This window comes from Paenarthrobacter sp. TA1.8 (genome assembly GCF_048595705.1).
GTDB classification, from domain to species: Bacteria; Actinomycetota; Actinomycetes; order Actinomycetales; family Micrococcaceae; genus Arthrobacter; species Arthrobacter nitroguajacolicus.
Genome location: NZ_CP184287.1, coordinates 887,817 through 912,713, shown reverse-complemented (window position 1 = coordinate 912,713; position 24,897 = coordinate 887,817). Strand labels below are relative to the sequence as shown.

Below are 24,897 nucleotides of genomic sequence, written 5' to 3'. Positions count from 1 at the left end.
TTCGTGAGGGGCCCTGCGTTTTCTGACTTGCTGGCGGTTTCCGGCCAAGCTGGTGTGCGTCACCGGCCAAGAATGCTGCGCGCTATCTCATCGGCATCGCGGAGCGTTCTCTGGCCGCTCGCGTAGGCAGGTCCGGTGCGCGGACGGGCCTCAGCGGCAATGGCTGTCCCCCACTGCGACGCAGACAGTTGGAGGCCCAGGACATACAAGTTCCTGGTGATGGAACCATTCGCCGCCAGAGGCCTGTAAGGATGCGGTTTAACGTCAAGGCCGGTGGTCTGCATGGGCGTGCCTTCAACACTCATCATGATCTTGGTGCGCACCAGCCCATCGGCCATGAGCTGTTCCAGAAGGGGTGACAGGTTGATGCCCACCCTGTTGGCTGGCGACATCGCCTCCACAAGAGTCCTTGCTTCAACCGGAGCGTCGTGGACCCACGGCGAAACCGCCCGGAACACCCTGGCTCCACGGTCCACGCTGAACTTCGGGTCCGGTCCCACGAAACTCACGACGCCGGCACGCGCCAAAGCGGCCAACTGCTCCGATCTCAGTGCAGGCGCACCGCTTGCCAGGCCTTCAACAAAAGACTCGAACCAGCCGCGCAAACCACCCAGCCACGATTCATCGGTGATTCCCCCGTCCGCCACTACGGATTTGAGGATCGCCCGCCCGGTGTGGAGGGCACCGATCGCCATCTTGACAGGGTCCGCCTCGCCCAGCGCTGATCGTCGGGCATCATCATCAAGGTAAGCCGTGATGGCGGCGTCGAGCTCGCGCCGGGAAGCAAAGGTTCGCCCAGCGAGCGGCGCCGCGAGCCCCCTCAGGTTCAGCCGGCGGGAGGTGACGACGTGTTTTTCCACGACGTTTCCCACTTCGACTTCCCAGTTCGCGGTGGTGTGCGCATGCGGTTGGAGCGCATCCTCAAGGTCGGCGAGGAACTGTGCGGGGTCCTTGATCGCGGCGGGCTGGGACCGCGCAAGTGTTGAGTAATAGGCCCAAAGTGCATCCCGGTGAAGCAACGGCCAGAGGTCATGATCGAACCCCGGCTGGATACCGGCCGCACGGAAGCGGTCCACGGCGTCTTCTGTCAGGTAGCGCATGGTGATGCTGCTGGGGTAATAACCCGCCAACCCAGCCTTCGCGCGGTAAGGGGTGCCCCTGCGGGACGCTGCAATGATCCTGGGCTCCCGGCCCGAAGCCCGGTACTCGAGGATACCCGTGCCGGGCGTACCAGCCTCGACGAACTTACCGCCGCGCCCCTCCGTCAACTGGCCCATGACATCGAAGAAGTTCAGACCCATGCCTCGGACCAGCACGGGTTCGTTGTCAGGCACGGCCTGCCAATCAACATCGGCAGGCGGTGCGGGCGGGAAGTACCTCAGGCCCTGCTCCTCCGCGGCGCTCTTGAAGGACCGCTGCTCCGGGTTCAACCTGGACTCAATGTGGCCCAGAGCGAGGACCACGGAACCGACGGTGAGCGTCTCGCCGTTGTCGAGTTCGACGTCGAACCCCTCATCCTTTTCGCCCTTCACAGGCTGCGCGGCGACGGCGAGCGCCTCATGAAAGGTGACCTCGACGCCGTCGGGAAGCCTTTCGAGCAGCCCTGCCAAAGTTTGGCGCAGGTACCGCCCGTACAGCGCGCGGCTGGGGAAGTCGTGCGATTCCAGGGTGGCCAGTTCCGCTTTCTCGGCATCGTTCAGTCCCATGCCGTCACGACGCCGGGCCTCGCGCCACTGATCGAACGAACCACCCGCGAGCGGTGGGGCGAGTTGAGGATCCTCAGGAATGAGGGTGGGATAGAACGATTGGGTGTTCATCAAGTAGAGGCGTGACTGCTCCGGCTGCCACACATGACCGGACCCGGCCGGATAAGGGTCCACAACATCGATGAGAAGGGTGGTTCCTGGCGGCCTGTCCGCAGACCAGTTCGCGAGCAACCGCTCAAGGACACTGGTGCCCCGAGGGCCGGCCCCGATCAGGGCAACACGGTTGGTTTGCGATTTAGCCACGCTCAAGCCTAACTTCCTGTGACTTGCTTACTGTTGAAGAGTGTTGCTTGGATGGGGCGATGACCACCACAGAAGCTGATCAGTCGCCACTTCCCGAGAATGAGACCGCGCCGGCCCCCGGCCCGCGGCATGCAGCGGACGTCGCGCCTGAGCCGACGGATGAAAACGTTTGGCTTGAAAACATCCACGGCGAAGAGCAGCTGGCGTGGGTCCGCGAGCAGAATGCCCGCACCGAGGAGTTACTGGAGGACGCCGAGTACGCGGCCGTTGAGGCTGGCATCCTGGAGGTCCTCGACTCCAACGATCGCATCGCTATGGTCTCCAAACGCGGCGATTTCTACTACAACTTCTGGAAAGACCAGGAACATCCCAAGGGCCTGTGGCGTCGGACTACGTGGGAAAGCTACCTCACTGAGGAGCCGGAGTGGGACGTCCTGCTGGATATCGACGCCCTTGCCGCTGCCGAAGGCGTTGAGTGGGTCTTCCATGGTGTCGGCTTCCTCCGTCCTGCCGACGGCTCCGAGTACCGCCTGGCCATGGTTTCGCTCTCCCCCGATGGCGGCGACGCTGACCGCCACCGCGAGTTCGACGTCGAGTCCCGCACCTTCGTGGAGGGTGGCTTTGACGTGCCGACAGCCAAAGGCAACGTCAGCTGGCTGGATGCCGACACTTTGCTTGTGTCCAGCACGGCGGATGGGCTCCCAGCAACTACGTCCTCCTATGCCCGCACCGGGGTGAAGCTGCGCCGCGGCCAATCGCTGGCCCAGGCAGAGCGCCTCTTCGAAATCCCCGAGGACCACATGTTGGCCATGGTGGCCCACGATTCCACCCCGGGCTATGAGCGGACCTTCGCCGTGGACTACATCGACTTCTATAACCGGAGTACGTCGCTGCTGCGTGACGACTCCTGGGTGGTCATCGATGTCCCCACGGATGTGAACATCAGCGCCCACCGGGATTGGCTGCTGTTCCGTCCGCAGAAGGACTGGGATGTTGCCGGTGTTCTCTACCCTGCCGGGTCCTTGCTGGCCGCGGACTTCGAGTCTTACCTGGCGGGTTCCCGGTCATTGTTGGTCCTGTTCACGCCGGATGCCCACACGTCGCTGCAGTCGTGGAGCTGGACCAAGGACTACCTCCTGCTGAACCTCCTGCGCGATGTGTCTTCCGAAATCCGAGTGTTGGACCCGGCCCGTCCCGATTCTGAAGGCGGCTGGGCCTCCACCGTCCTGGACGCCTGCCCTCCACTGCATGACGTCAATGCCTATGCCGTGGATGACGAAGACCCTGGCGCTGAAGGCAACGACTTCTGGCTGGTGGCCACCGGCTTCACCACGCCCACCACCCTGACCAGGGGGACACTTGTTGCCGGGGCGGCGAGCCGGCACGCCGAGGTGAAGCGGTCGCCGTCGTTCTTCAACGAGGCCGACTACGAAGTCCAGCAGCACTTCGCTGTTTCTGACGATGGGACCAAGGTTCCCTACTTCCAGGTTGCGTCCAAGGACTTGGTCTTGGACGGCCAAAACCCCACCCAGCTTTCCGGCTATGGCGGGTTCGAAGTTTCCAGGACACCGGCCTACAGCGGAACAATCGGGCGGGCCTGGCTGGAACGCCGCACCCTGGGCGTATCCTCCGACGACGGAGCTGCCGCACACTCACGCGGTGGTGTTTTCGTTGTTGCCAACATCCGCGGCGGTGGCGAATACGGTCCGTCCTGGCACCGTGCAGCACTTCAGGAGAACCGGCACCGTGCATACGAGGACTTCGCCGCCGTGGCGAAGGACCTCATCTCGCGAGGCGTCACCAGCCGCCGTCGACTCGGCTGCGTAGGCGGTTCCAACGGCGGCCTCCTGGTGGGCAACATGCTGACCCAGTACCCGGAACTGTTCGGGGCTGTTTCCTGCGGGGTGCCCCTCCTGGACATGCGCCGCTACACCAAGCTCTCCGCCGGATACTCTTGGATCGCCGAATACGGTGACCCTGATGTTCCGGTCCAGTGGGAGTTCATCCGCACTTTCTCGCCGTACCACTTGCTACACGACGGTGTGGAATACCCTGAGACTTTCATTTGGACAGCCACCTCCGATGACCGTGTGGGACCTGTCCAAGCCCGCAAAATGGCGGCGCGCATGCAGGCCATGGGCATCCCGAACGTCTGGTTCCATGAAGCTCTTGAAGGCGGTCACGCGGGCGCCTCCGACAACAGGCAGGCGGCAGCGCTCCAGGCCCGGAGCAACCACTTCCTGTGGCGTTCCTTGGCCGGAAGCAACTGACATGAAGCTGTTTTGCGCTAGACGGCACCTTCTGCGTATCCTTGGTGGGCTAGCAATAGCAAAGGGAGACGTGCCAGAGCGGCCGAATGGGCTTCACTGCTAATGAAGTGTGGGGCACAACTCCACCGGGGGTTCAAATCCCCCCGTCTCCGCGAATAGGTCCCGGTTTTCGAACCGGGACCTTTTGCGTTAAGCCCGCTTCACTCCGCCGCTGACCTCCGCCCCGGCATGACGATGGAGGGCAAGGCTATCCCCCGTGCTGATCAGCATCAGGAGGGCCATGGCAATGAACGCGCCCTTGTAGGCCGCCACTTGGTCTGCCCCGAACACCTGGGTGGTTTCGAACAGGCGCAGGAACAGGGCACCCACGGCGATGCCTGCCGCCGCCGCCAACTGAACGAGCGTCGCAGAAATAGCGTTGGCTGAGGGCAGCTGTCCCGGGACGATGTCCGCGTACTGCACCGAGGCATACGCGGAGAAACCGATGGAGCGGAACGCACCACTGAACAGCAACAATGCGAATATCAGTGGCTCGGGTGTTCGGGCGTCCAGGAAGGCGCACAACGCGAATGTGACGGCTGAGGCAAACGATGCAAAGACGAGCACCGGTTTGAACCCAAAGCGCCTTATGAGCGGCGTGGTGGCCGGCTTGATTCCGATGTTGCCCACGAACACTGCGGCGACCATGACTCCGGCTTTGAGGGGATCCCAACCAAAGCCGTCCTGGAACATCAAAGGCAGCAGGAAAGGGACCGAGCTGATGGTCAGCCGGTAAATGAAACCACCGGTGGAAGTCGCCCTGAAAGTCCTCGTCCCAAAGACGCTGAGATTGAACAGGGGAACCCCGGCTTTCCGCATCCACCACACGGCACCGGCCAGGGACAGTAACCCGGCAGCAACCACCGCCACGGCAAACACATTGGACGCGTGGCCTCCCAAGGTCTCCAGCCCAACTACCAGGGCGCCCACGCCCAGTGTGGTGAGCAGCAGCCCGAACCAGTCCAGTCGACGCCGGGCATCAAACTGTGTTCGCGGTACCAGCCTGAGTGCAGCAATGAAAGCGGCCAGACCGAGAGGGACGTTGATGATGAAGATCCAGTGCCATGACAGGAAGGTGGTGAGAGCACCACCCACCATCGGGGCCAAGACCGGGGCCAACAAGCCAGGCCACACAAGATACGCGGTGGCGCGGAGAAGCTCCGACTTGGGGGTGCCCCTCAACACCACCAGCGTGCCAACCGGAACCATCATGGCTCCGCCCATGCCTTGGGCCACGCGGCTCAGCGTCAGCATGGTCAGGTCCGTGCTGACGGCGCAAAGCAGGGAGGCGATGGTGAACACCGATATCGCCAGGCAGAAGATCCGCCTGGCACCGAAGCGCTCGGCAAGCCAACTGCTCAAAGGAATCCCCATCGCCACCGTCACCAAATAGGCGGTCATGGTGATGTTGATGTCTGCTGGCGCTACCCGGAAATCGGAGGCGATGCTGGGAATGGCAGTGGTGAGGATGGTCCCGTCGAGGAACTCCATGAAAAACGTTGCCGCCACCAACAGGGCCAGGCGGGGCCGCCAACTGGTTTCGCCGGCAGCTTCGACGTCGGCGGTGGGTTTTGTGCTCATGGCTCCGGTCCAAGTTCTGGCTGGTGGCCCGCGACAGGCAAGCAGGCGTGTTTGCTTGATCCTATAGACGCAGGGTGGGAGCGATCACAACATGACGTAGTTCTACCGCCCCTTAGCTGCTTGCGCTGGCCTGCGGGACGGCCCTATCCAGCTTGGGCCAGCGCCAGCGGCAGAACCGCGCCCACGCCGGCTTGGCGCAAGGCACGTGCAGATACGGTCATGGTCCAGCGGCTGTCTATGAGGTCGTCCACCAGCAACACAGGCTGCCCTCCCGTGCCCGCCAAGGCCTGGGCAAGTTCTGGACCAACAACAAGCCTGTCCCAGACACCGGCCAGCCTGTAAGCACTGTTGCCTCCGCGTGCCCCCGTCGGCCCTCCGTGCTGTGGCTGCAGCTGGCCGAGATACGGCATCCGTCCTATTCCGGCAATTCCCTGTGCCAAGGACTCGACCAGCTGCGGCTTGCTCCGGGACGGGATACTGATGACCGCCGCGGGTCGTCCGACGCCGCTCCACGGAGTTCCGCCCTCGGCTCCGGACCATTCGCGGAGTACCTGGACGCATGCCTGCAGCATGGCAGGATCCACGTCGCGATCCGGTGCCCCGGACGCGAACAGCTCCCGTAAAGCACCGCCCCAGCCCAAGTCGGTAAGCCTTGCCAGGATCCGCCCTTCGGAAACGCTCTCGTCGGGCTTGATCTTTCCCTTGACGGACACACCGAGTCGATCCATGCCACTGGGCCACTGAAGGCGCGGCTCCACGGCTATGCCCGCACGCCGGAGAGTTTGGCCTGCGGCGTCGGCCGCCGACGCTGCCACGTCCACCGGGAACCAGCGGCCGGCGCAGTTGTCGCAGCGTCCACAAGCTGCTGCCGTTTCGTCGTCCAAAACCGAGGTGATGTATTCCATGCGGCAGCCGGCCGTGTCCTGGTAGATCACCATGGAATCCTGCTCATCCACACGGGCCTCGGCGATGCGGGCATAGCGCTCGGCGTCATAGTTCCACGGCTTCCCGGTGGATCGCCAACCGCCTCCAACGCGCTCTACGGCCCCATCAACTGCCAGGACTTTGAGGAGGAGTTCCAATGGCGTGCGCCGAAGGTCCACTCTGGCTTCCAGCGCGACGGTGGACAGGGCTGAGCCTGCTTCCCCAAGCACCCTCAGCACAGACTCGGCCTTCTCGGCCGACGGCATGGATGCTGTGGCGAAGTACTGCCAAATTTCGCGGTCTTCGGAGCCCGGCAGCAGCAAAACGTCTGCGTTGGCTGCACCACGGCCTGCGCGGCCAACCTGTTGGTAGTAGGCAACCGGTGACGATGGAGCACCAAGGTGGATGACGAAGCCCAGGTCCGGCTTATCAAACCCCATACCCAGGGCGGACGTGGCCACGAGGGCCTTCACTTGGTTGTCCTTCAACAGTTGTTCAGCACGTTCCCGGTCCGCAGGGTCCGTCCTCCCCGTGTAGGACAGGACGTTGTGCCCGGCCTCCGCAAGAAGCCGTGCAGTGTCTTCGGCCGCCGAGACGGTCAGGGTGTAGATGATGCCACTGCCGGGCATGTCGGTGAGGTGTGTCAGCAGCCAGCCCAGCCGATCCCTGGAATCGGGCAGGGTAAGGACACCTAGCCGCAGCGATTCGCGCCCGAGTGCGCCACGTATGGTCAAGACTCCGGCACCAAGTTGTTCCTCAATGTCATGGACCACCCTGGAATTGGCCGTGGCTGTGGTGGCCAAAACGGGAACTGACTTTGGCAACTGTGCAATGAGGTCCGCGATGCGGCGGTAATCGGGGCGGAAATCGTGTCCCCAGTCCGAGATACAGTGTGCCTCGTCAATCACCAGGAGCCCGGTGCGACGAATGAGCTCCGGAAGCTGGTTCTCCCTGAAGGAGGGGTTGGTGAGCCGCTCCGGGGAAACCAGAAGGACATCAACCTCATCCGCGGCGAGCTGGGCCACGACCGTGTCCCATTCCAGGGCATTGGCGGAGTTTATGGCGACAGCCCGCACCCCTGCACGGGCAGCTGCGGCCACTTGGTCACGCATGAGCGCAAGCAACGGCGACACAATCAGCGTTGGACCGGCGCCGCGGCGGCGCAACAGCAATGAAGCCACGAAGTAAACCGCAGACTTCCCCCAACCTGTGCGCTGGACTACCAGCGCCCGGCGGCCCGCATCCACCAACGCCTCAATGGCTTCATACTGTCCGTCGTGGAACCGCGCTTCCGGGTGGCCCACCAACTCACGAAGGCACGCCAGCGCCTGCTGATGGGTAGGTGATTGCACGGTAACGGCAGCGTTTGGGGAGTTGTTGGCCATCAACCCAGTATTCCAGCCGACCCTGACAGCCAGAACCTGGGTGTCCCGCTATGTGGATAACGGCTATCCACAGGTCATCTATTCAAGTTCAACCCCAACTGCCTTGCCACAGTAGGATTGAGCCCGTGACTAGCGAGCAGAACAAGACATTCGACCTCTCGGCTTCCTTCAAGGCGTACGACGTCCGGGGCATCGTGGGTGAAACCATCACGGCTGAAATCGTCGAGGCCGTTGGCGCTGCCTTCATCGACGTCCTGGGCTTGGAGGGTGAAACGGTACTGGTTGGCGGCGACATGCGTCCCTCCTCTCCGGAGTTCAGCCAAGCCTTTGCCAACGGGGCAGCCACGCGTGGCGCGAATGTCCAGTTGCTGGACCTCATCTCAACCGACGAGCTCTACTATGCATGCGGGGCCCTGAACGCTGCCGGCGCAACGTTTACCGCAAGTCACAACCCGGCTGCTTATAACGGGATCAAGATGGCCAAGGCCGGCGCCCAGCCCATCTCTTCGGAGAGCGGGCTCAAGGAAATCCAGGCCCTCGCTGAGCAGTACCTGAACACCGGCATTATCCCGGCGGCAGCCACCAGAGGCGAGATCGGCGTCCATGACGTTCTGAAGGACTACTCCGAGTACCTGCGGAAGCTCGTGGACCTTTCCGGCTCCCGTCCACTGAAGATCGTGGTCGATGCTGGCAACGGCATGGCTGGTTTGACCACCCCGGCCGTACTCGGCGACAAACTCCTCCCGGCCCTGCCTTTCGAAATCGTTCCCCTGTATTTCGAACTCGACGGCTCGTTCCCCAACCACCCGGCCAACCCCTTGGAGCCGGAAAACCTGCGTGATCTCCAGGCCGCCGTCGTCAAGCACGGCGCCGACATCGGCCTCGCTTTCGACGGCGACGCGGACCGCTGCTTCGTCATTGATGAAAAGGGCGAGCCCGTTTCCCCGTCCGCTATCACCGGCATGGTGGCCCGTCGGGAGATCGCCCGAGCCCAGGCCGCGGGTGAAGAGACCCCGGTGATCATCCACAACCTCCTCACCTCCAAGGCCGTGCCCGAGCTCGTAGCCAAGGATGGCGGCCGGGCTGTGCGGACCCGGGTGGGGCACTCCTTCATCAAGGCCGTCATGGCCGAGGAAGGTGCCGTGTTCGGCGGTGAGCACTCCGCACACTTCTACTTCCGGGATTTCTGGAACGCTGACACCGGCATGCTTGCCGCCATGCACGTCCTCGCTGCCTTGGGTGAGCAAGACGGCCCCCTCTCCGAACTCGGACGCCAATACGAACCTTACGTTTCCTCTGGCGAGATCAACTCCGAGATCGAAGACAAGGCCGGTGCAGTGGAGCGGGTTCGAATCGATTTCGAAACCGAGGACATCGACATCGACCACATGGACGGCAGCACGTTCAATGCCAAGGACGGCAGCTGGTGGTTCAACCTTCGCCCGTCCAACACTGAGCCCTTCCTCCGCCTGAACGCCGAAGCCAAGGACCAGGCAACCATGGAGAAGATCCGTGACCGCGTCCTTGCGCTGGTTCGGGCCTAGGAACGGGCCGGCATGACGCAGATTCCGTCCGAGGCTCGCACCTCGCCCGAATCCGAATTGGCTGCAGTCGTGGCCGAGGCTCTTAAGCTGGCCGACGCCCAGTTGGTAATCAACAAGAGCTTTGCTCCGTTCGTCTTCATGCTCGACACTGACGGCTCCATCCACCGCGGCGAAGTCCCCAAGGAAATTCAGGGGACCATGCCCCCGGACCCGTTGCTGTCAGTGAAGCTGACCATTGATCTCTTCTCGGGCCATGCCGAAAACCTCCTCGCGATGGTTGCTGTACTGGATCCGCAGGCGGGTAAGACCGAAGACACGCTCCACTTGTGGGCTGAACACCGCAGTGGCATCAGCCAAATCATCCGTGTTGACTTCACCCGCAAGAAGTTCATGAAGCACCCCACCATGAGTGACCCCCGGGTGGAAGCCCAGGAGCCCTACGTATGGGCCGGCGGAGCCGCTCCTGCGGAGGAATGGTGGCATGAGGGACTCTCCGAGCAGGCCATCCAGGATGTTTTCGATCTTGTTGGAGCGGCCGTACCCTTCGGCCAGGATCAGTTGGGGAAGAACGGCTCGTTGGCGCCGTATGGTGTCACTACCGATCTCACGGGTGAGATCGCGCACCACATGTCATACCAAGAGCCCACCGAGGACGACGAGGTTGATTCGGAAGAGTCCCTCCAGTTATTGACAGACGGTTTCCGCCAAGGGATTCAGTCATTGCGGGGTACGTGCGTCATCAGCGATGTCCGCCTCACCCCCAGTAACGGCGAAGGCGTTGCCCTTGACGCTCTCAGGCTCCACATCGAACACACTGAAGGTCTTTCGATGCTCCTTCTCAAGCCTTACGAAGTCGACGAACAGTCCCGGACTGTCGCGTTCGGCGAGACAGCAGTGCTGCCAACTCCTGCACGGGTGTGGTCCGCATGAGCGAACTGCCCACCAGCGCGCCGGGTGAAGGCGAATCAGTCCAGGGCCGCGAACTCCGCGAGACGCTGGGCACAGCGCTTGGGACCGCCCAGAAGCACATCCAGCAGAATGGCGGATTCTTCCCGTTTGGCATCACGCTCTCGAACGATGGTGAACTGCGGATAGTGATGATTGCCCCCGGCGAGCCGGACGAGAATGGCGACGTGGATGCGGGGCAGATGCTGACCGACATCCATGATTTGCTGCGTCAAGGCCGTGATGATTTCAGAGCCGTGGCTGTTGTGAGCGACGTCAGCTTGCCGGACCATGGTACTGACGGCATCCATGGTGCAGCCGAGCACAGGGATGGCGAAGTCCTTGCAGCAATCATTCCCTACACTCCTGCAGTGGACGGTTTCGCGTTCAGTGCCATGGAGCCCGATACCCACGAACCATCCATCTGGGTGGACTAGACCTTATCCGTGAGCTGAGCCCATGAAAATCAACGCCTTCGCAGATGTCAGCCTCCGCGCAATCATGGTGTTGGCCGCGGCTCCAGAGGGCATGCTGCTGACTACCCAAGCGGTGGCGGATGCCGTGGGAACCCCATACAACCATGTCAGCAAGGCGATGGTGCGCCTGCGTGCACTTGGATACATCGATGTTGAGCGGGGACGGTTGGGCGGTTCCCGGCTCAATGAAACCGGTCGGAGGGCGACTGTTGGCGAAGTCCTCAGGCATCTGGACAGTCGGCAGGATCCGGCTGAGTGCCAATCCCCCACCAAGAACTGCCCTCTCATCAATGAGTGCGGGCTGCGCCACGCAATGAACCGGGCCAGGGAAGCGTTCTACACAGAGCTCGATGCCGTGGTTATCGCATCCCTCCCCCATGCCCGGCAAATGAACCCCGTGTTCCAATCCATCGGGCTCCGGCCGCAGTTCAGGGCCCCGGCCACTCAGTCTTAGTCGTAACAGGCACAACAGCACCTCCAACAGCCGGTTCTGTCCGGCTTGCAGAACTCTTCTACGCAGTGTAGAAATTGGGATATAGATATAAGCATTCTAAATGCCTATATATTTGGTCGATTAAACCGACGCCTACAGCCAGGAGAACCATGCTCTCGGAAAAGTCCCGCCCCATCATTGAAGCCACGCTGCCGCTGGTTGGTTCACGGATCGGCACGATCACCGTCGACTTCTACAATCGACTCTTCGCCGCGCACCCCGAGTTGCTCGATGGACTCTTCAGCCGCTCCAACCAGCGTTCCGGAGATCAGCAGCGGGCGCTTGCGGGGAGTATCGCCACCTTCGCGACCCACCTGATCAACAATCCGGGCACCCTCCCCGAAAAAGTACTTTCCCGCATTGCGCACAAGCACGCTTCCCTCGGAATCACCGAGGACCAGTACGGAGTGGTCTACGAACACCTCTTTGCAGCCATCGCCGCCGACTTGGCCGACGTCATCACTCCGGAGATCGCTGATGCATGGACAGAGGTGTACTGGCTCATGGCAGACGCACTGATCAAACTGGAAAAGGACCTCTACGCATCCCAGGCGAACCACAAAATGTGGATGCCGTGGCGTGTGACCGGCAAGGAACCCGCAGGCACTGATGCGGTGACGTTCACCCTTGAACCGGCAGACGACACCCCGGTTACGCGGGCAGAACCCGGTCAGTACGTCAGCGTCAAGGTCCAACTTCCCGATGGCCTGCGCCAGGTGCGCCAGTATTCGCTGTCCGGTGACACGGGCACGAGCCGGACCTTTACTACCAAGCTGAACGACGGGGGTGAGGTGTCCACCGCCCTGCACGCCGGCGTCGAACCCGGTGACATCCTCGAAATTTCAAACCCGTACGGGGAGATAACCCTCAGAAACGGTGACGGCCCCGTCATCCTGGCCTCTGCGGGTATTGGCTGCACCCCCACCGCTTCCATTCTGCGGTCGCTCGCTGAGACGGGCACGGATCGGCAGGTCCTGGTCCTTCACGCCGACAAGAGCATCGAGAACTGGGCGCTCAGCGGCCAGATGACCGCGGACGCAGCGCGGATCGACGCGGACCTGCAGCTTTGGCTTGAGTCTCCCTACCCCGGAACCAACCACGGCTTCATGTCGCTGCGTGAACTGGACATGCCCGCAGACGCTTCGCTTTACCTTTGCGGCCCCCTCCCCTTCATGAAGAAGATCCGCGATGAAGCCATTGATGCCGGAATTCCAGCTACCCGGATCCACTACGAAGTATTCGGCCCGGACGTGTGGCTCGCCAACTAGGGCACGCACTCCAACGGGGACAATAGCCCCAAGCACGACGGCGGCCCGCCACCTTTCATTCGAAAGGTGACGGGCCGTCGTCGTTCACTTAAGAACGCCGTTGTTCCTAAGAGGTCTAGCCCAGACGGGTCTTGAGACCATCCAGTTCGGACTGAAGCGCCGCCGGGAGCGACTCGCCGAAGTTGGCGAACCATTCCTCGATGGACGCCAGCTCGGTTGCCCATTCCTCGGGGTCGACACGAACAGCCGACTCAACCTCGGCCGGGGTCATGTCCAGGCCCTCGAGATCGATGGATTCACCGGTCGGCACGAAACCGATCGGGGTTTCCACGGCGTCAGCCTTGCCCTCGAGGCGCTCGATGGCCCACTTGAGCACACGGGCGTTGTCTCCGAAACCAGGCCAGGCGAAGCCGCCTTCAGCCGTGCGACGGAACCAGTTCACCAGGAAGATCTTGGGCAGACGCTCCGGGTTGGCCTTGGCGGACAGGTTTACCCAGTGGTTCAGGTAGTCACCTGCGTCGTAGCCGATGAACGGCAGCATGGCCATCGGGTCGCGGCGGACCACGCCAACAGCACCGGCGGCCGCAGCCGTGGTTTCGGAGGACAGCGTGGAACCCATGAAGATGCCGTTTGACCAGTCGCGGGCCTCGGTGACCAGCGGGATGGTGGTCTTGCGGCGGCCACCGAACAGAATCGCGGACAGCTCAACGCCTTCCGGGCTGAAGTACTCTTCGGCCAACATGTCGATCTGGTCGATCGGCGTGCAGAAACGCGAGTTCGGGTGCGCAGCAGGAGCGTCCGAGTCCGGAGTCCAGGACTCGCCGCGCCAGTCAGTCAGGTGTGCCGGGGTTTCCTCCGTCATGCCTTCCCACCAAACGCCACCGTCGTCGGTCAGTGCAACGTTGGTGAAGATGCTGTTGCCCTTGGCGATGGCGCGCATGGCGTTGGGGTTGGTGCCCCAGCCGGTACCCGGAGCAACACCGAACAAGCCGGCTTCGGGGTTGACGGCGCGGAGCTCGCCTTCCTTGCCGAAACGCATCCAGGTGATGTCATCGCCAAGCGTCTCAACCTTCCAGCCCTTGATGGTGGGGTCGAGCAACGCGAGGTTGGTCTTGCCGCAGGCGGACGGGAAAGCGGCGGAGACGTAGTAGGTCTTCTGCTCGGGGGAGGTCAGCTTGAGGATGAGCATGTGCTCAGCCAGCCAGCCTTCGTCGCGGGCCATCACCGAAGCGATGCGCAGCGCGTAGCACTTCTTGCCCAGAAGGGCGTTGCCGCCGTAGCCCGAACCGAAGGACCAAATGGAACGCTCTTCGGGGAAGTGCACAATCCACTTGTCGGTGTTGCAAGGCCACGCGACGTCGGCCTGCCCGGCTTCCAGTGGTGCGCCCAGCGAGTGGAGGGCGGGAACAAAGAAAGCGTCGGTCTGCGTGATGCGGTCCAGGACGTCCGTACCGATGCGGGCCATGATGCGCATTGAGGCAACAACGTAGGCGGAGTCGGTGATCTCGACGCCAAACTTCGGGTCCTCGGCATCCAAGTGGCCCATAACGAACGGAATCACGTACATGGTGCGGCCGCGCATGGAGCCGGCGAAGAGTCCGCGCAACTTCTGCTTCATCTCGGCCGGGGCCATCCAGTTGTTGGTGAAGCCTGCGTCGCGCTCGTTCTCGGAGCAAATGAACGTCTGCTCTTCTACACGGGCAACGTCGGCGGGGTCAGAGAACGCCGCGAAGGAATTCGGGAACGTTTCCGGGTTCAGCCGCTTCAGCGTGCCGGCCTCGACGAGTTCGTCGGTGAGCTTCTTGTTTTCTGCTTCGCTGCCATCGACCCAGTGGATGCGGTCCGGCTGAGTCAGCTCGGCAACTTCCTCAACCCAGGCCAGCAGGCGTGCATGCGTAGTAGGTGCCTTCTCAAGCAGCGGCAGTCGCGCCAGATCGCCCATTGCGGTTCCCTTCCTCGGGTTCAGTGGTGTGTCCTAAACGATAGGGGCCGCGGACCAGACCAATCCGCTGTCAGACATCGGACATCCGGAGGCGGTGGAAGCGAAAACCGCTAGAAATCAAGGATTGACAAGCGGAAAGGCTGAATTAAAGTGACGAAGGTCACGTAGACCGGTCTAGTTGCGTAGATTACAGCTTTTCGATTTGGAACTTCACATGAACTTCTGTAAAGTTTATTGAGGTTCGAGGGGGTCAGAGAAACAGACCGCCGAGAATCACACGAAATGCGCCCATAGCTCAGCTGGATAGAGCGTCTGTCTACGGAACAGAAGGTCAGGGGTTCGAATCCCTTTGGGCGCACAGATGAAGACCCGCACCGGTTCGCCGGTGCGGGTCTTTTGTTTTGCCCTGACGTACCCAAGTAAGTCGCAGCACCGCGCGTTTTGAGGGCTGAAAACGCGCTTAACTGCGACCTACTTGGGCAAGCGCAGCGGAAGGTGACCCGCACGCAGAAACGCAAGGACCGCCGTCGTACTTTTCACAGAAGTACGACGGCGGTCCCTTACGTTAAAGTGCGGAGCGTTTACTCCCCCACGGCCTCGCTGATGCGGCGACGGATGCCGTCGAAGTGCCGGTTGAGCAGCTCAGAAGCCGAAACCTTGTCGCCGGCAGCAACTGCCGCATAAATTCCGCGGTGCATCGCAGCGGTTTTTGCCAGGTCCTCGTTGCCCGGGCCGATCTCCACGTGGATCTTCCGGTAGACCTTCCAGAAGACCCCCATGAGATTGATCAGGAGTTCATTGTTGAGAGGTTCGAAAAGGCGGCGGTGGAACTCGGCATCGGCGGCGACGAAGTTCTCGCCAGCGGCAGCCAGATCTTCCATCTGCTTCACGGCCTCCTCGATGGAGGCAAGCTGTTCCTTGGTCATGACATCCATGGAAGAGCCAATCAGCCCGGATTCGAGAGCCTGGCGTACATCTACCAGCTGGAGGGCTTCAAGTCCCTGATGGCGAAGCGAAAGCCTCCCCCGGAACGTGAGCCCATCAGCCAATGCATCAAAGTTGCTCGGCGCCACAAACATGCCGAAGCCGTGGCGGATCTCAATCACGCCAAGGGCCTGGAGCACTTTGAGGGATTCGCGGAGAGTGTTTCGACCTACGCCCAGGGCGACAGAGAGCTCACTCTCCGTGGGCAATGGATCGCCAGCCTCGAGCTCACGCTCAAGGATCAATTCCATAATGTCCGACTGCAAGGCACGCAGCCGGGCCTGTGCACTGAACCGCGCCTGCGGGACCACACCGGAAGTTGTCATGGCTTTCTCCTTGCCGATGCACCTGCCCCGTACTCCGGCGAAGGCCAGGTTGGGGAGCATGTGCGGTGTTAATATTGAGGCGAGCGTAGTGCCCACCAAGGAACGGGTAACTCGCAGCATACAATATCGGATGTCCCACCTCCGTCATAGCTACGAGCCGGGAATTCCCAGAGGTTTCCCGTACGGACCGGCCGTAGCCGTCAATACTCCCCGCGCACAGGCGGAACCCGCATCGCCTTCTCATACTTGACGTTCCGTTGTGACCGCCCTTACAGTTTCACTACGAGCATCGGACGTCCTACATCCGATAACCCACGAAATGCGAATGGTGAGGCACCTTATGAGCAAGACGATCCAAAGCCTGCCGCTGGTCAACGACGCCAGCCGCCGGAACTTCCTGAAGCTAAGCGGCGCAGTTGGTGCAGCAGCCGCCTTCACGGCAACCCTCTCCGCGTGCGGCGGCGCTGCCAGCACCACCACAGGGTCAACCGCCAACACTGCGGCCATCAACAAGGACCTCATCATTGAGGCAGGCATTTCCTACGCGCTGTCCACCGGCTTCGATCCCCTGAGCTCGTCCGGAGCAACACCGATGGCAGCGAACCTGCACATCTTCGAGGGCCTTATTGAACTCCACCCGGCCACGCGTCAGCCCTACAACGCCCTGGCCGCTACGGATCCCAAGAAGGTCAACGACACCACCTACCAGGTGACCATCCGCGACGGCGCCAAGTTCCACGACGGCTCCCCCGTCACCACCGAAGACGTCGCTTTCGCCTTTACCCGCGTGATGGATCCGGCGAACAAGTCCTTGTTCTCCCAGTTCATCCCCTTCATCCAGGACGTCAAGCCGCTGGATGCGAAGACGGTCGAGTTCACCCTTAAGTACGCGTTCCCGGGCTTCGGTCCCCGTATCTCGGTGGTCAAGATCGTCCCCAAGGCACTCGCCACCGATCTGAAGGCGTTCGACGCCGCACCTGTCGGCTCCGGCCCCTACAAGCTGGTCTCCGCCGTCAAGGACGACAAGATCGTCTTCGAAGCATATGCCGACTACAACGGCCCCAAACCCGCACTGGCCAAGGGCATGACCTGGCTGCTGCTCTCCGACGCCGCAGCCCGCGTTACCGCAGTCCAGTCCGGCCGTGTCCAAGCCATCGAGGACGTTCCTTACCTGGACGTTGACGGCCTGAAGTCCAAGGTCAAGGTTGAATCCGTCCAGTCCTTCGGCCTGCTGTTCCTCATGTTCAACTGCGCCAAGGCGCCGTTCGACAACAAGCTTGTCCGCCAGGCCTTGCACTTCGGCATGGACAAAGAATCCATCATCAAAAAGGCCCTGTTCGGCAACGCCAAGGCCGCGACTTCCTACTTCCAGGAAGGCCACCCGGACTACGTCAAGGCCAAGAACGTCTACGGCTTCGATACTTCCAAAGCTGAGGAACTGCTGAAGCAGGCGGGGGTCACCAGCCTCGAGTTCGAGCTCCTCACCACGGACACCGCCTGGGTCAAGGACGTTGCCCCGTTGATCCTCGAATCCTGGAACAAGATCCCGGGCGTCAAGGTCACCGTCAAGAGCCTTCAGTCCGGCGCCCTGTACAGCGACCGCGTTGGCAAGGGCGACTTCTCCGTGGTGGCAGCCCCCGGCGATCCCTCGGTGTTCGGCAACGATGCAGACCTTCTTTTGAGCTGGTTCTACTCAGGCGCAACGTGGATGGACAAGCGCGCGTTCTGGACCACCCCTGAGCGCACCAAGCTGCAGGAACTCATGAACAAGGGCTCGCAGGCTTCCGGTGACGAGGCAAAGAAGATCGTCGGCGAAATTGTGGATATGGTCTCGGACGAAGTTCCGCTGTATCCAGTGTTCCACCGCCAGCTACCCAGCGCGTGGGACGAGAAGAAACTCAACGGCTTCCAGCCTCTGCCCACCACCGGCCTGTCGTTCATCGACGTCGGACGAACCGCCTAAGCACCCTTCGAGTTGTGAGGCCTGCTCTGCGGCCTAAATCCCCCGAATAACGCGCAGAGCAGGCCCCACAACCAGCAGCACCCAACCAACCGGAGAACAAATTGGTCACGATATTGCGTCTGCTTGGCCGCAGACTTGCAGCATTGCCATTGATGATCCTGGGCATCACGTTGCTCGTCTTCCTCGTCCTGCAGGCCGCTCCCGGCGACCAGGCCAGCTCGGCCCTCGGTGACGGCGCCAGTGAAGAAGCGAAGCAGCAGTACCGCCAGGAAAATGGCCTCAACGATTCCCTGGTCCTGCAGTACTTCCGATTCCTCGGCAAGCTCCTGCAGTTCGACCTCGGTGTCACTACCCCGCCGGCCAAGTCGGTGGCTTCCATGATCGGCTCGGCGTTCCCCCTGACGTTGCAGCTCACCTTCCTGGGTGTCCTCATTGCGATCGTGCTTTCCCTGGCGTTCGGCATTCTGGGAGCCCTGTACCGCGACAAGTGGCAGGACCAGTTGGTCCGCGTCTTCTCCATCGCGGCGATCGCTACGCCGTCGTTCTGGCTCGGCATCCTCCTCATCCAGTGGTTCGCGCTCGGTGCCAACCCGATGTTTCCCTCAGGCGGAATTGCGACGCCGGAATCCGGCTTCGGCGGTTGGCTCAACTCCATGGTGCTCCCGGCGTTGGCGCTCGGCATCCCCGTGTCAGCCTCGCTGATCCGCGTGGTCCGTACCTCCATGGTGGAAGAACTGGACCGCGATTATGTCCGCACCGCTATCGGCAACGGAGTCCCGTACCGCGAGGTTGTCTCCAAGAACGTCCTCCGCAACGCGCTCGTCACCCCGGTGACCGTGCTGGGACTTCGCGTGGGCTACTTGCTGGGTGGCGCCGTCGTGATTGAAATGATTTTCGCCCTGCCCGGCATGGGCCAGCTGATCCTCAACGGCATCACCAACCTGGACGTCAACCTGGTCCAGGGCGTGGTGCTCACCATCTCCGTCACCTTCGTTCTGGTGAACATCGTGGTGGACCTTCTTTACCTGCTCATCAACCCCCGAATCAGGACGGTATAGCTCATGCGCAGCAAGCTCGCAGAACGGCTAAGTGCCCCGGGCATTCGTTTCAAGGCCCTGCCCTGGGGCTCCCGTATCGCCCTGCTCTTCCTCATCATGATTGTCCTGGCGGCTATCTTCGCGCCGGTGATCGCACCCCACGATCCTCTGGAGACCTTCATTCCGGCCACCCCGCCGGGCGCCGAGCACTTCTTCGGCACCGATCGTCTGGGCCGCGACATCTTCTCGCGTCTCCTCTTCGGCGCACAGTCATCGCTCCTGATCGGTCTCGGTGCAGTTGCGCTGGCCATCCTTGCCGGCGCGCTCCTCGGCTCCTTCGCCGCGACGTCCAGCAAGTCCGTCAACGAGATCATCATGCGGCTCATGGACATCCTCATGGCTTTCCCCGGCATCGCGCTGGCTGCTGTGTTGCTGGCCGCCTTCGGCAACTCGGTCCCGACAATCATCATCGCGATCGCCATCATCTACACTCCCCAACTGGCACGTGTGGTCCGCGCCAACGTGCTGGCCCAGTACGGCGAAGACTACGTCCGTGCCGAACGCGTGATCGGTGCCGGCCGGTTCTACATCCTGGTCAAGCACATTGTCCGCAACACCGCAGCTCCCGTACTGGTGTTCGCCACGGTCATGGTTGCCGACGCCATCATCCTTGAAGCCTCACTTTCCTTCCTGGGCGCCGGTGTGCAGGACCCCGCTCCCTCGTGGGGCAACGTCATTTCCTACGGCCGCAACCTTGTCCTGTCGGGCGGTTGGTGGGCGACCACCTTTGCCGGCGTGACCATCCTGCTCACCGTACTGTCCCTGAACATCCTGGCCGAGGGCCTCACCGACGCCATGGTGAACCCGAAGCTGCGCCGCGCGCCGGTAGTGAAGGACGACGACGGTACTTCAGCCGCCGTTGCTGTCGACGCTGAGGTCGCAACGTCCGTGGCCCAGCCCTCCGTGGTTGAGCAACACGAGCTCGACGGCGTCCGCGCAGCTTCCGGCGACACCGTCACCTCTGATGTCGGCACTTCAGCCGTCCTCACCGATGTGAAGCTGGCCGCCGCCAACCCGCATCTGCTGTTGGACCGCGAGCTGGAACTGCTGGCAGCCATCGAAGCGAAGCGCACCGACCGCCTCCCGCAGGTCTCTCCCGGTGCCCGCAACGTCCTGGAAGTGAAGAACCTGTCCATCCGCTTCCCGGGCCGCTTCGGCGACATCGCGATCGTGGACAACGTCTCCTTCACCGTCCGTGAAGGCGAAACCATGGGTTTGGTGGGCGAATCCGGTTGTGGCAAGTCGATCACCTCCCTCGCAGTCATGGGCTTGCTGCCCAAAACGGCGCAGGTCACCGGGTCCATCATGTTCGACGGCAAAGAACTGCTGGACGCCAAGACCCAACACAGCAACCCCAAAGCCTACGAAGGCCTGCGCGGCGAGCAGATCGCCATGGTCTACCAGGACGCCCTGAGCTCCCTGAATCCGTCCATGAAAATCAAGGACCAGATGGAACAGCTCACCAAGCGTGGCGGCCGCAAGACTCCCGCCGAGCTGCTGGAAATGGTCAAGCTGGATCCCGTCCGAACGCTCGCCAGCTACCCTCACGAACTCTCCGGCGGCCAGCGCCAACGCGTGCTGATCGCGATGGCGTTGTCCCGTTCGCCAAAGATCGTTGTCGCCGACGAGCCCACCACCGCCCTAGACGTGACAGTCCAAAAGCAGGTTGTGGATCTGCTCAACGAGCTCCGCGAACAACTCGGCTTCGCGATGGTTTTCGTCAGCCACGACCTCGCCTTGGTGGCCTCGCTGGCCCACCGCATCACGGTGATGTACGCCGGCCAAGTGGTGGAATCCGCACAGGCTTCCGAGCTTCTGCAGAACCCCAAGCACGAGTACACCCGCGGGTTGCTGGGTGCTGTCCTCTCCATCGAGGCTGACGCTGTCCGGCTGCATCAGATCCCCGGCACGGTCCCGTCCCCCAGGGACTTCGCCACGGGAGATCGCTTCGCCCCACGCTCGCAGCGTGCCGACGCCGACCCACGTCAGAAGCTGGTCCTCACCACGGTTTCTTCGGTTGACTCCGCCAACGGCGGCGATGCCGACCACTACTGGGCGAGCCATTTGAAGGAGGACGCGAAATGAGCGAATCAACCGGAAAGCCGGTCATCGAGCTCAAGGACGTCAAGGTCTACCACCACGCACGAACCGGCGGCCTCTTCCGGCCCAACATCGTCAAAGCGGTGGACGGCGTGGACTTCACCATCAGCCGCGGCGAGACCGTGGGCATCGTTGGTGAGTCCGGCTGCGGCAAGTCCACACTCGCGTCAGTGCTTGTGGGGCTTCAGCCGCCGACGTCGGGCAAGGTCCTGTTCCACGGAAAGCCCGCCATCAAGCGGAACGCCGCCATGCGCAAGCAGTTTGGCCGGTCCGTCTCCGTTGTCTTCCAGGACCCGGCGACGGCGCTGAATCCACGCATGACCATCCAGGACATCCTCACGGATCCGCTGCAGATCCACGGCATCGGCAACGCTGCATCCCGCGCTGCCAAGGTCAAGGAACTGTTGGCGCTGGTGGGCTTGCCGCAATCGGCAGCCGAGGTGACGCCGTCGCAGGTTTCCGGTGGTCAGCGCCAGCGTGTGGCTATCGCCCGCGCCCTGGCGTTGGACCCGGACATCATCGTGGCTGACGAGCCGACGTCGGCCCTGGACGTTTCCGTCCGCGCTCAGGTCCTGAACCTGCTGTCCGACTTGAAGACCCAACTGAACCTCGGCATGGTGTTCATCTCGCACGACATCCAGACCGTCCGCTACGTCTCTGATCGCATCTGCGTCATGTACTTCGGCAAGATCGTCGAGCAAGGGTCGGCAGCCCAGGTCTTCGATAACCCCAGCAACGACTACACCAAGAAGCTGCTGGGCGCCGCGCCAAGCCTGCTCCACATCTAGTTTTTCCCTTCACAAGCTACAAACAACGGAGAATTCTGTGTCCACTCAGTTCCAGGGCGTCATCCCCCCGGTCATCACCCCCCGCCACGCAGACGGCAGCATCGACACCGCGTCGTTGAAGAACGTCACCAAACACCTGATCGACGGCGGTGTGTCCGGACTTTTCGTCCTCGGCTCCTCCGGCGAAGTCCCCTACCTGACCAACGACGAGCGTGAGCTGGTGGTCTCCACCATCGCCGACGCCAACGCCGGTGCGGTTCCGCTGATCGTGGGCGCCAACGAGCAGACCACCAACCGCGTGATCGAGGAAGCCCGCAAGGTGGTGGATCTCGGCGCCGACGCGATCGTTGTCACCTCCATGTACTACGCCATTGGCAACGCCGCGGAGACCGAAACGCACTTCCGCAGCATCCACGCCGCAATCGGGAAGCCGATCTTCGCCTACGACGTTCCGGTCCGTACGCACTTCAAACTGCCTACGGATCTCTTGGTCCGCCTCGGCCGCGACGGCGTCATTGCCGGCGTCAAGGACTCTTCGGGAGACGACGTTTCCTTCCGCCAGTTGCTCCTCGCAGCCAAGGACATTCCCAACTTTGATATCTTCACCGGTCACGAAGTTGTGGTGGACGGCGCCCTCCTGGGTGGTGCGCAGGGTGTTGTCCCGGGCCTTGGCAATGTTGATCCGGCCGGTTACCGCCGCTTGTTCGACGCGGCTCAAGCCGGCGACTGGGCTCTCGCGGCAAGGGAGCAGGACCGCCTGGCCGACGTTTTCGAGATCGTCTACGCCCCCAACGGCCGCGTTTCCGGTGGCGCCGCTGGCCTGGGTGCCTTCAAGACCGCGCTGCAGGTTATGGGCGTCATCGAGTCCAACACCATGAGCTCGCCGATGCTGTCTTTGAACGACTCCGAGACTGCCGCGATTCGCGAAATTCTGGAGCGGAACGGGCTGGTCTAGGCTTCCATGACCGCTTCCATGACCGCTTCGATGACCCACGTGATCGGCGTTGACCTCGGCGGCACCAAAACCGCCGCCGGGGTTGTTGCCCCTTCCGGCGAAGTGCTGATGTCGGAGACCATCCCGACGTTGAAGCGGGCCGGTGGCGAAGCCATCCTCGACGCCACCGCAGCGCTGATCTCGGGCTTGGTGGCGCGCGCTGCCGACGCCGGAATTTCAGTTTCCGGCGTCGGCATTGGCTCAGCGGGGGTGATTGATGCTGTTGCCGGGTCGGTGGTGTCCGCGACGGATGCGATACATGGTTGGGCTGGCACTGCACTTGTTGCCGGGCTTTCGGCCCGCCTTTCACTTCCTGCTTCGGCCGTGCGCGCCGTCAACGACGTCCACGCACATGCCCTGGGTGAAGCCTGGCTGGGTGCGGCCGCCGGCTCCTCGAGTTCGCTCATGGTGGCGTTTGGAACGGGAGTTGGCGGAAGTTTTGTGCTGAACGGCGCTCCGGTTTTGGGTCACCGTTTTGTGGGCGGGCATGTAGGGCACTTCGCTTCACCTTTTGCCTACTCTGACGGTGTTCCGCTGCCGTGCGTGTGCGGTGGATCTGGACACGTGGAGGCTATCGCATCGGGGCCCGCGGTTTATGAGTCGTACCTGCGGTTTGGCGGTTCTGCCTTAGAGGCATTGGACACGCGGGGCGTGTTTGCGCTGGTTGATCCTGAAGCTCACGACGGGCTCGACGGCGAAGCTGACGCCCGCTTTGGTGGTAGCCGCGCCGCCGCTTTGCGTGCCATCGAAGTTGGCGCAGCAGCAGCGGGCCAGGCCGTGGGCGGACTCATCAACATCCTCGACCCCGAAACCGTGGTGATCTCCGGTGGCTTGGCCGACGCCGGCGAACTCTGGTGGAAGCCCATGGAGTTTGCCTTGCGACAGGAACTGCTGGCTCCCTTGGTTTCCGTGCCCGTTGTTCGGGCATACCTCGGCAACACCGCTGCCATTGTTGGCGCCGCGAAACTCGTCCTTAAGTAGTCCGCACGTCAGGAAGAAATCATGATTCTCACCCCCGATGGCCTCGAAGCACTCCGCTCCCAGTTGATCGTCTCTTGCCAGGCCTATCCGGGAGAGCCCATGCGCGATCCCCGGACCACAGCGCAGGTGGCCGCGTCAGCGGTCATCGGTGGGGCTGCGGCCATCCGCGTCCAAGGGTTAGCCGACGTGCAGTTCACGCGAACCGCCGTCGAGGTCCCGGTCATTGGCCTCTGGAAAGACGGGCACGATGGCGTCTTCATCACACCAACCCTTCGCCATGCCCTGGCCGTTGCGAATGCCGGAGCGCATGTTGTGGCGATTGATGGAACCCGGCGGGAGCGGCCGGACGGCCTGTCGCTGTCTGAAACTGTGGCCGGTATTCACGCCGAATCACACGCTTTGGTCATGGCAGATTGTGGCTCGTTCGACGACGCGGTTGCCGCCGTCGAGGCTGGGGCAGACCTGATAGGCACCACTTTGTCCGGCTACACCGGCGAGCGCCCGAAGACGGAGGGACCGGACCTGGCGCTGCTTTCACTCCTCGCGTCGGCGGACCTTGGCAAGCCACTCATCGCCGAGGGCCGGATCCACACCCCGGCCCAGGCACGGCAGGCCCTCGACGCCGGGGCGTTCGCCGTCGTTGTTGGCACCGCGATCACGCACCCGGCGAGCATCACGGGCTGGTTCAAGGGCGCGATGCAGGCGTAGTTCCTGCGTTGCGAGGCCCACTCTGCACCCCAAAACCCACCCAAAGCGCGCAAAGCGGGCCTCACAACGCATACCAACCC

Annotated in this window: 18 protein-coding genes and 2 tRNA genes; 15 read left to right on the top strand and 5 right to left on the bottom strand. The window is 62.4% G+C overall.

The window, feature by feature from the left end:
- Window positions 1-59: 59 nt before the first annotated feature.
- Window positions 60-2,009: an FAD/NAD(P)-binding protein gene (locus ACNAOT_RS04495; RefSeq protein ID WP_420180182.1), complete on the bottom strand. Its 1,950-nt coding sequence runs from the start codon at window positions 2,007-2,009 to the stop codon at window positions 60-62.
- Window positions 2,010-2,068: 59 nt separating this feature from the next.
- Here ACNAOT_RS04495 and ACNAOT_RS04490 point away from each other — a divergent pair, with 59 nt between their 5' ends.
- Together ACNAOT_RS04490 and ACNAOT_RS04485 are read left to right on the top strand one after the other, a co-directional pair.
- A complete protein-coding gene (locus ACNAOT_RS04490) occupies window positions 2,069-4,279 on the top strand; it encodes a prolyl oligopeptidase family serine peptidase (protein ID WP_420180181.1) in 2,211 nt (736 codons plus the stop codon).
- A gap of 64 nt (window positions 4,280-4,343) precedes the next feature.
- Window positions 4,344-4,431 (top strand) — tRNA-Ser (locus tag ACNAOT_RS04485).
- Between the two features lie 37 nt (window positions 4,432-4,468).
- On the opposite strand, the gene ACNAOT_RS04480 is transcribed toward ACNAOT_RS04485, so the two are convergent.
- Together ACNAOT_RS04480 and ACNAOT_RS04475 are read right to left on the bottom strand one after the other, a co-directional pair.
- A complete protein-coding gene (locus tag ACNAOT_RS04480) occupies window positions 4,469-5,899 on the bottom strand; it encodes an MFS transporter (protein WP_420180180.1) in 1,431 nt (476 codons plus the stop codon).
- Window positions 5,900-6,042: 143 nt separating this feature from the next.
- A complete protein-coding gene (locus tag ACNAOT_RS04475; protein ID WP_420180179.1) occupies window positions 6,043-8,208 on the bottom strand; it encodes a RecQ family ATP-dependent DNA helicase in 2,166 nt (721 codons plus the stop codon).
- A gap of 125 nt (window positions 8,209-8,333) precedes the next feature.
- On the opposite strand from ACNAOT_RS04475, the gene ACNAOT_RS04470 reads away from it, so the two are divergent.
- From ACNAOT_RS04470 to ACNAOT_RS04450, 5 genes are all read left to right on the top strand, one after another.
- Window positions 8,334-9,752: a phosphomannomutase/phosphoglucomutase gene (locus ACNAOT_RS04470; protein WP_420180178.1), complete on the top strand. Its 1,419-nt coding sequence runs from the start codon at window positions 8,334-8,336 to the stop codon at window positions 9,750-9,752.
- A 12-nt stretch (window positions 9,753-9,764) separates the two neighbouring features.
- Window positions 9,765-10,682: a hypothetical protein gene (locus ACNAOT_RS04465; protein ID WP_420180177.1), complete on the top strand. Its 918-nt coding sequence runs from the start codon at window positions 9,765-9,767 to the stop codon at window positions 10,680-10,682.
- Window positions 10,679-11,134 carry a hypothetical protein gene (locus ACNAOT_RS04460; protein ID WP_420180176.1) on the top strand — a complete coding sequence of 152 codons (456 nt, stop codon included), beginning with the start codon at window positions 10,679-10,681 and terminating at the stop codon, window positions 11,132-11,134. Before ACNAOT_RS04465 ends, ACNAOT_RS04460 begins: the two co-directional genes overlap by 4 nt.
- A 22-nt stretch (window positions 11,135-11,156) precedes the next feature.
- Complete coding sequence (locus tag ACNAOT_RS04455; protein ID WP_420180175.1) at window positions 11,157-11,627, top strand: RrF2 family transcriptional regulator; 471 nt, start codon at window positions 11,157-11,159, stop codon at window positions 11,625-11,627.
- A gap of 149 nt (window positions 11,628-11,776) precedes the next feature.
- Window positions 11,777-12,934 carry a globin domain-containing protein gene (locus ACNAOT_RS04450; protein ID WP_420180174.1) on the top strand — a complete coding sequence of 386 codons (1,158 nt, stop codon included), beginning with the start codon at window positions 11,777-11,779 and terminating at the stop codon, window positions 12,932-12,934.
- A 115-nt stretch (window positions 12,935-13,049) separates the two neighbouring features.
- Here ACNAOT_RS04450 and ACNAOT_RS04445 read toward each other — a convergent pair whose 3' ends face one another.
- The gene (locus tag ACNAOT_RS04445) at window positions 13,050-14,876 is read right to left on the bottom strand and encodes a phosphoenolpyruvate carboxykinase (GTP) (RefSeq protein WP_017198121.1); all 1,827 of its coding nucleotides are present in this window, start codon (window positions 14,874-14,876) and stop codon (window positions 13,050-13,052) included.
- Window positions 14,877-15,160: 284 nt separating this feature from the next.
- Between ACNAOT_RS04445 and ACNAOT_RS04440 the strand changes: the two genes are divergently transcribed.
- A tRNA-Arg gene (locus ACNAOT_RS04440) sits at window positions 15,161-15,234 on the top strand.
- A 223-nt stretch (window positions 15,235-15,457) separates the two neighbouring features.
- Here ACNAOT_RS04440 and ACNAOT_RS04435 read toward each other — a convergent pair.
- A complete protein-coding gene (locus tag ACNAOT_RS04435; RefSeq protein WP_091465427.1) occupies window positions 15,458-16,186 on the bottom strand; it encodes a FadR/GntR family transcriptional regulator in 729 nt (242 codons plus the stop codon).
- 325 nt (window positions 16,187-16,511) lie between these two features.
- Here ACNAOT_RS04435 and ACNAOT_RS04430 point away from each other — a divergent pair, with 325 nt between their 5' ends.
- The 7 genes from ACNAOT_RS04430 to ACNAOT_RS04400 all read left to right on the top strand — a co-directional run bounded on the left by ACNAOT_RS04430 (window position 16,512) and on the right by ACNAOT_RS04400 (window position 24,817).
- Window positions 16,512-18,149 carry an ABC transporter substrate-binding protein gene (locus ACNAOT_RS04430; protein ID WP_420180173.1) on the top strand — a complete coding sequence of 546 codons (1,638 nt, stop codon included), beginning with the start codon at window positions 16,512-16,514 and terminating at the stop codon, window positions 18,147-18,149.
- A gap of 152 nt (window positions 18,150-18,301) precedes the next feature.
- Window positions 18,302-19,207 carry an ABC transporter permease gene (locus tag ACNAOT_RS04425; protein ID WP_091465424.1) on the top strand — a complete coding sequence of 302 codons (906 nt, stop codon included), beginning with the start codon at window positions 18,302-18,304 and terminating at the stop codon, window positions 19,205-19,207.
- A 3-nt stretch (window positions 19,208-19,210) separates the two neighbouring features.
- Window positions 19,211-21,331: a dipeptide/oligopeptide/nickel ABC transporter permease/ATP-binding protein gene (locus ACNAOT_RS04420; protein WP_420180172.1), complete on the top strand. Its 2,121-nt coding sequence runs from the start codon at window positions 19,211-19,213 to the stop codon at window positions 21,329-21,331.
- Window positions 21,328-22,134 carry an ATP-binding cassette domain-containing protein gene (locus ACNAOT_RS04415; protein WP_142936606.1) on the top strand — a complete coding sequence of 269 codons (807 nt, stop codon included), beginning with the start codon at window positions 21,328-21,330 and terminating at the stop codon, window positions 22,132-22,134. The genes ACNAOT_RS04420 and ACNAOT_RS04415 overlap by 4 nt, the downstream gene beginning before the upstream one ends.
- Window positions 22,135-22,171: 37 nt before the next feature.
- Window positions 22,172-23,089: a dihydrodipicolinate synthase family protein gene (locus ACNAOT_RS04410; protein ID WP_420180171.1), complete on the top strand. Its 918-nt coding sequence runs from the start codon at window positions 22,172-22,174 to the stop codon at window positions 23,087-23,089.
- 30 nt (window positions 23,090-23,119) lie between these two features.
- On the top strand, window positions 23,120-24,109 hold the full coding sequence (locus tag ACNAOT_RS04405; protein ID WP_420181121.1) for an ROK family protein: 990 nt from the start codon (window positions 23,120-23,122) through the stop codon (window positions 24,107-24,109).
- 21 nt (window positions 24,110-24,130) lie between these two features.
- Entirely contained in the window at window positions 24,131-24,817 is a 687-nt protein-coding gene (locus ACNAOT_RS04400; RefSeq protein WP_420180170.1) for an N-acetylmannosamine-6-phosphate 2-epimerase, read from the top strand.
- Window positions 24,818-24,897: the final 80 nt, after the last annotated feature.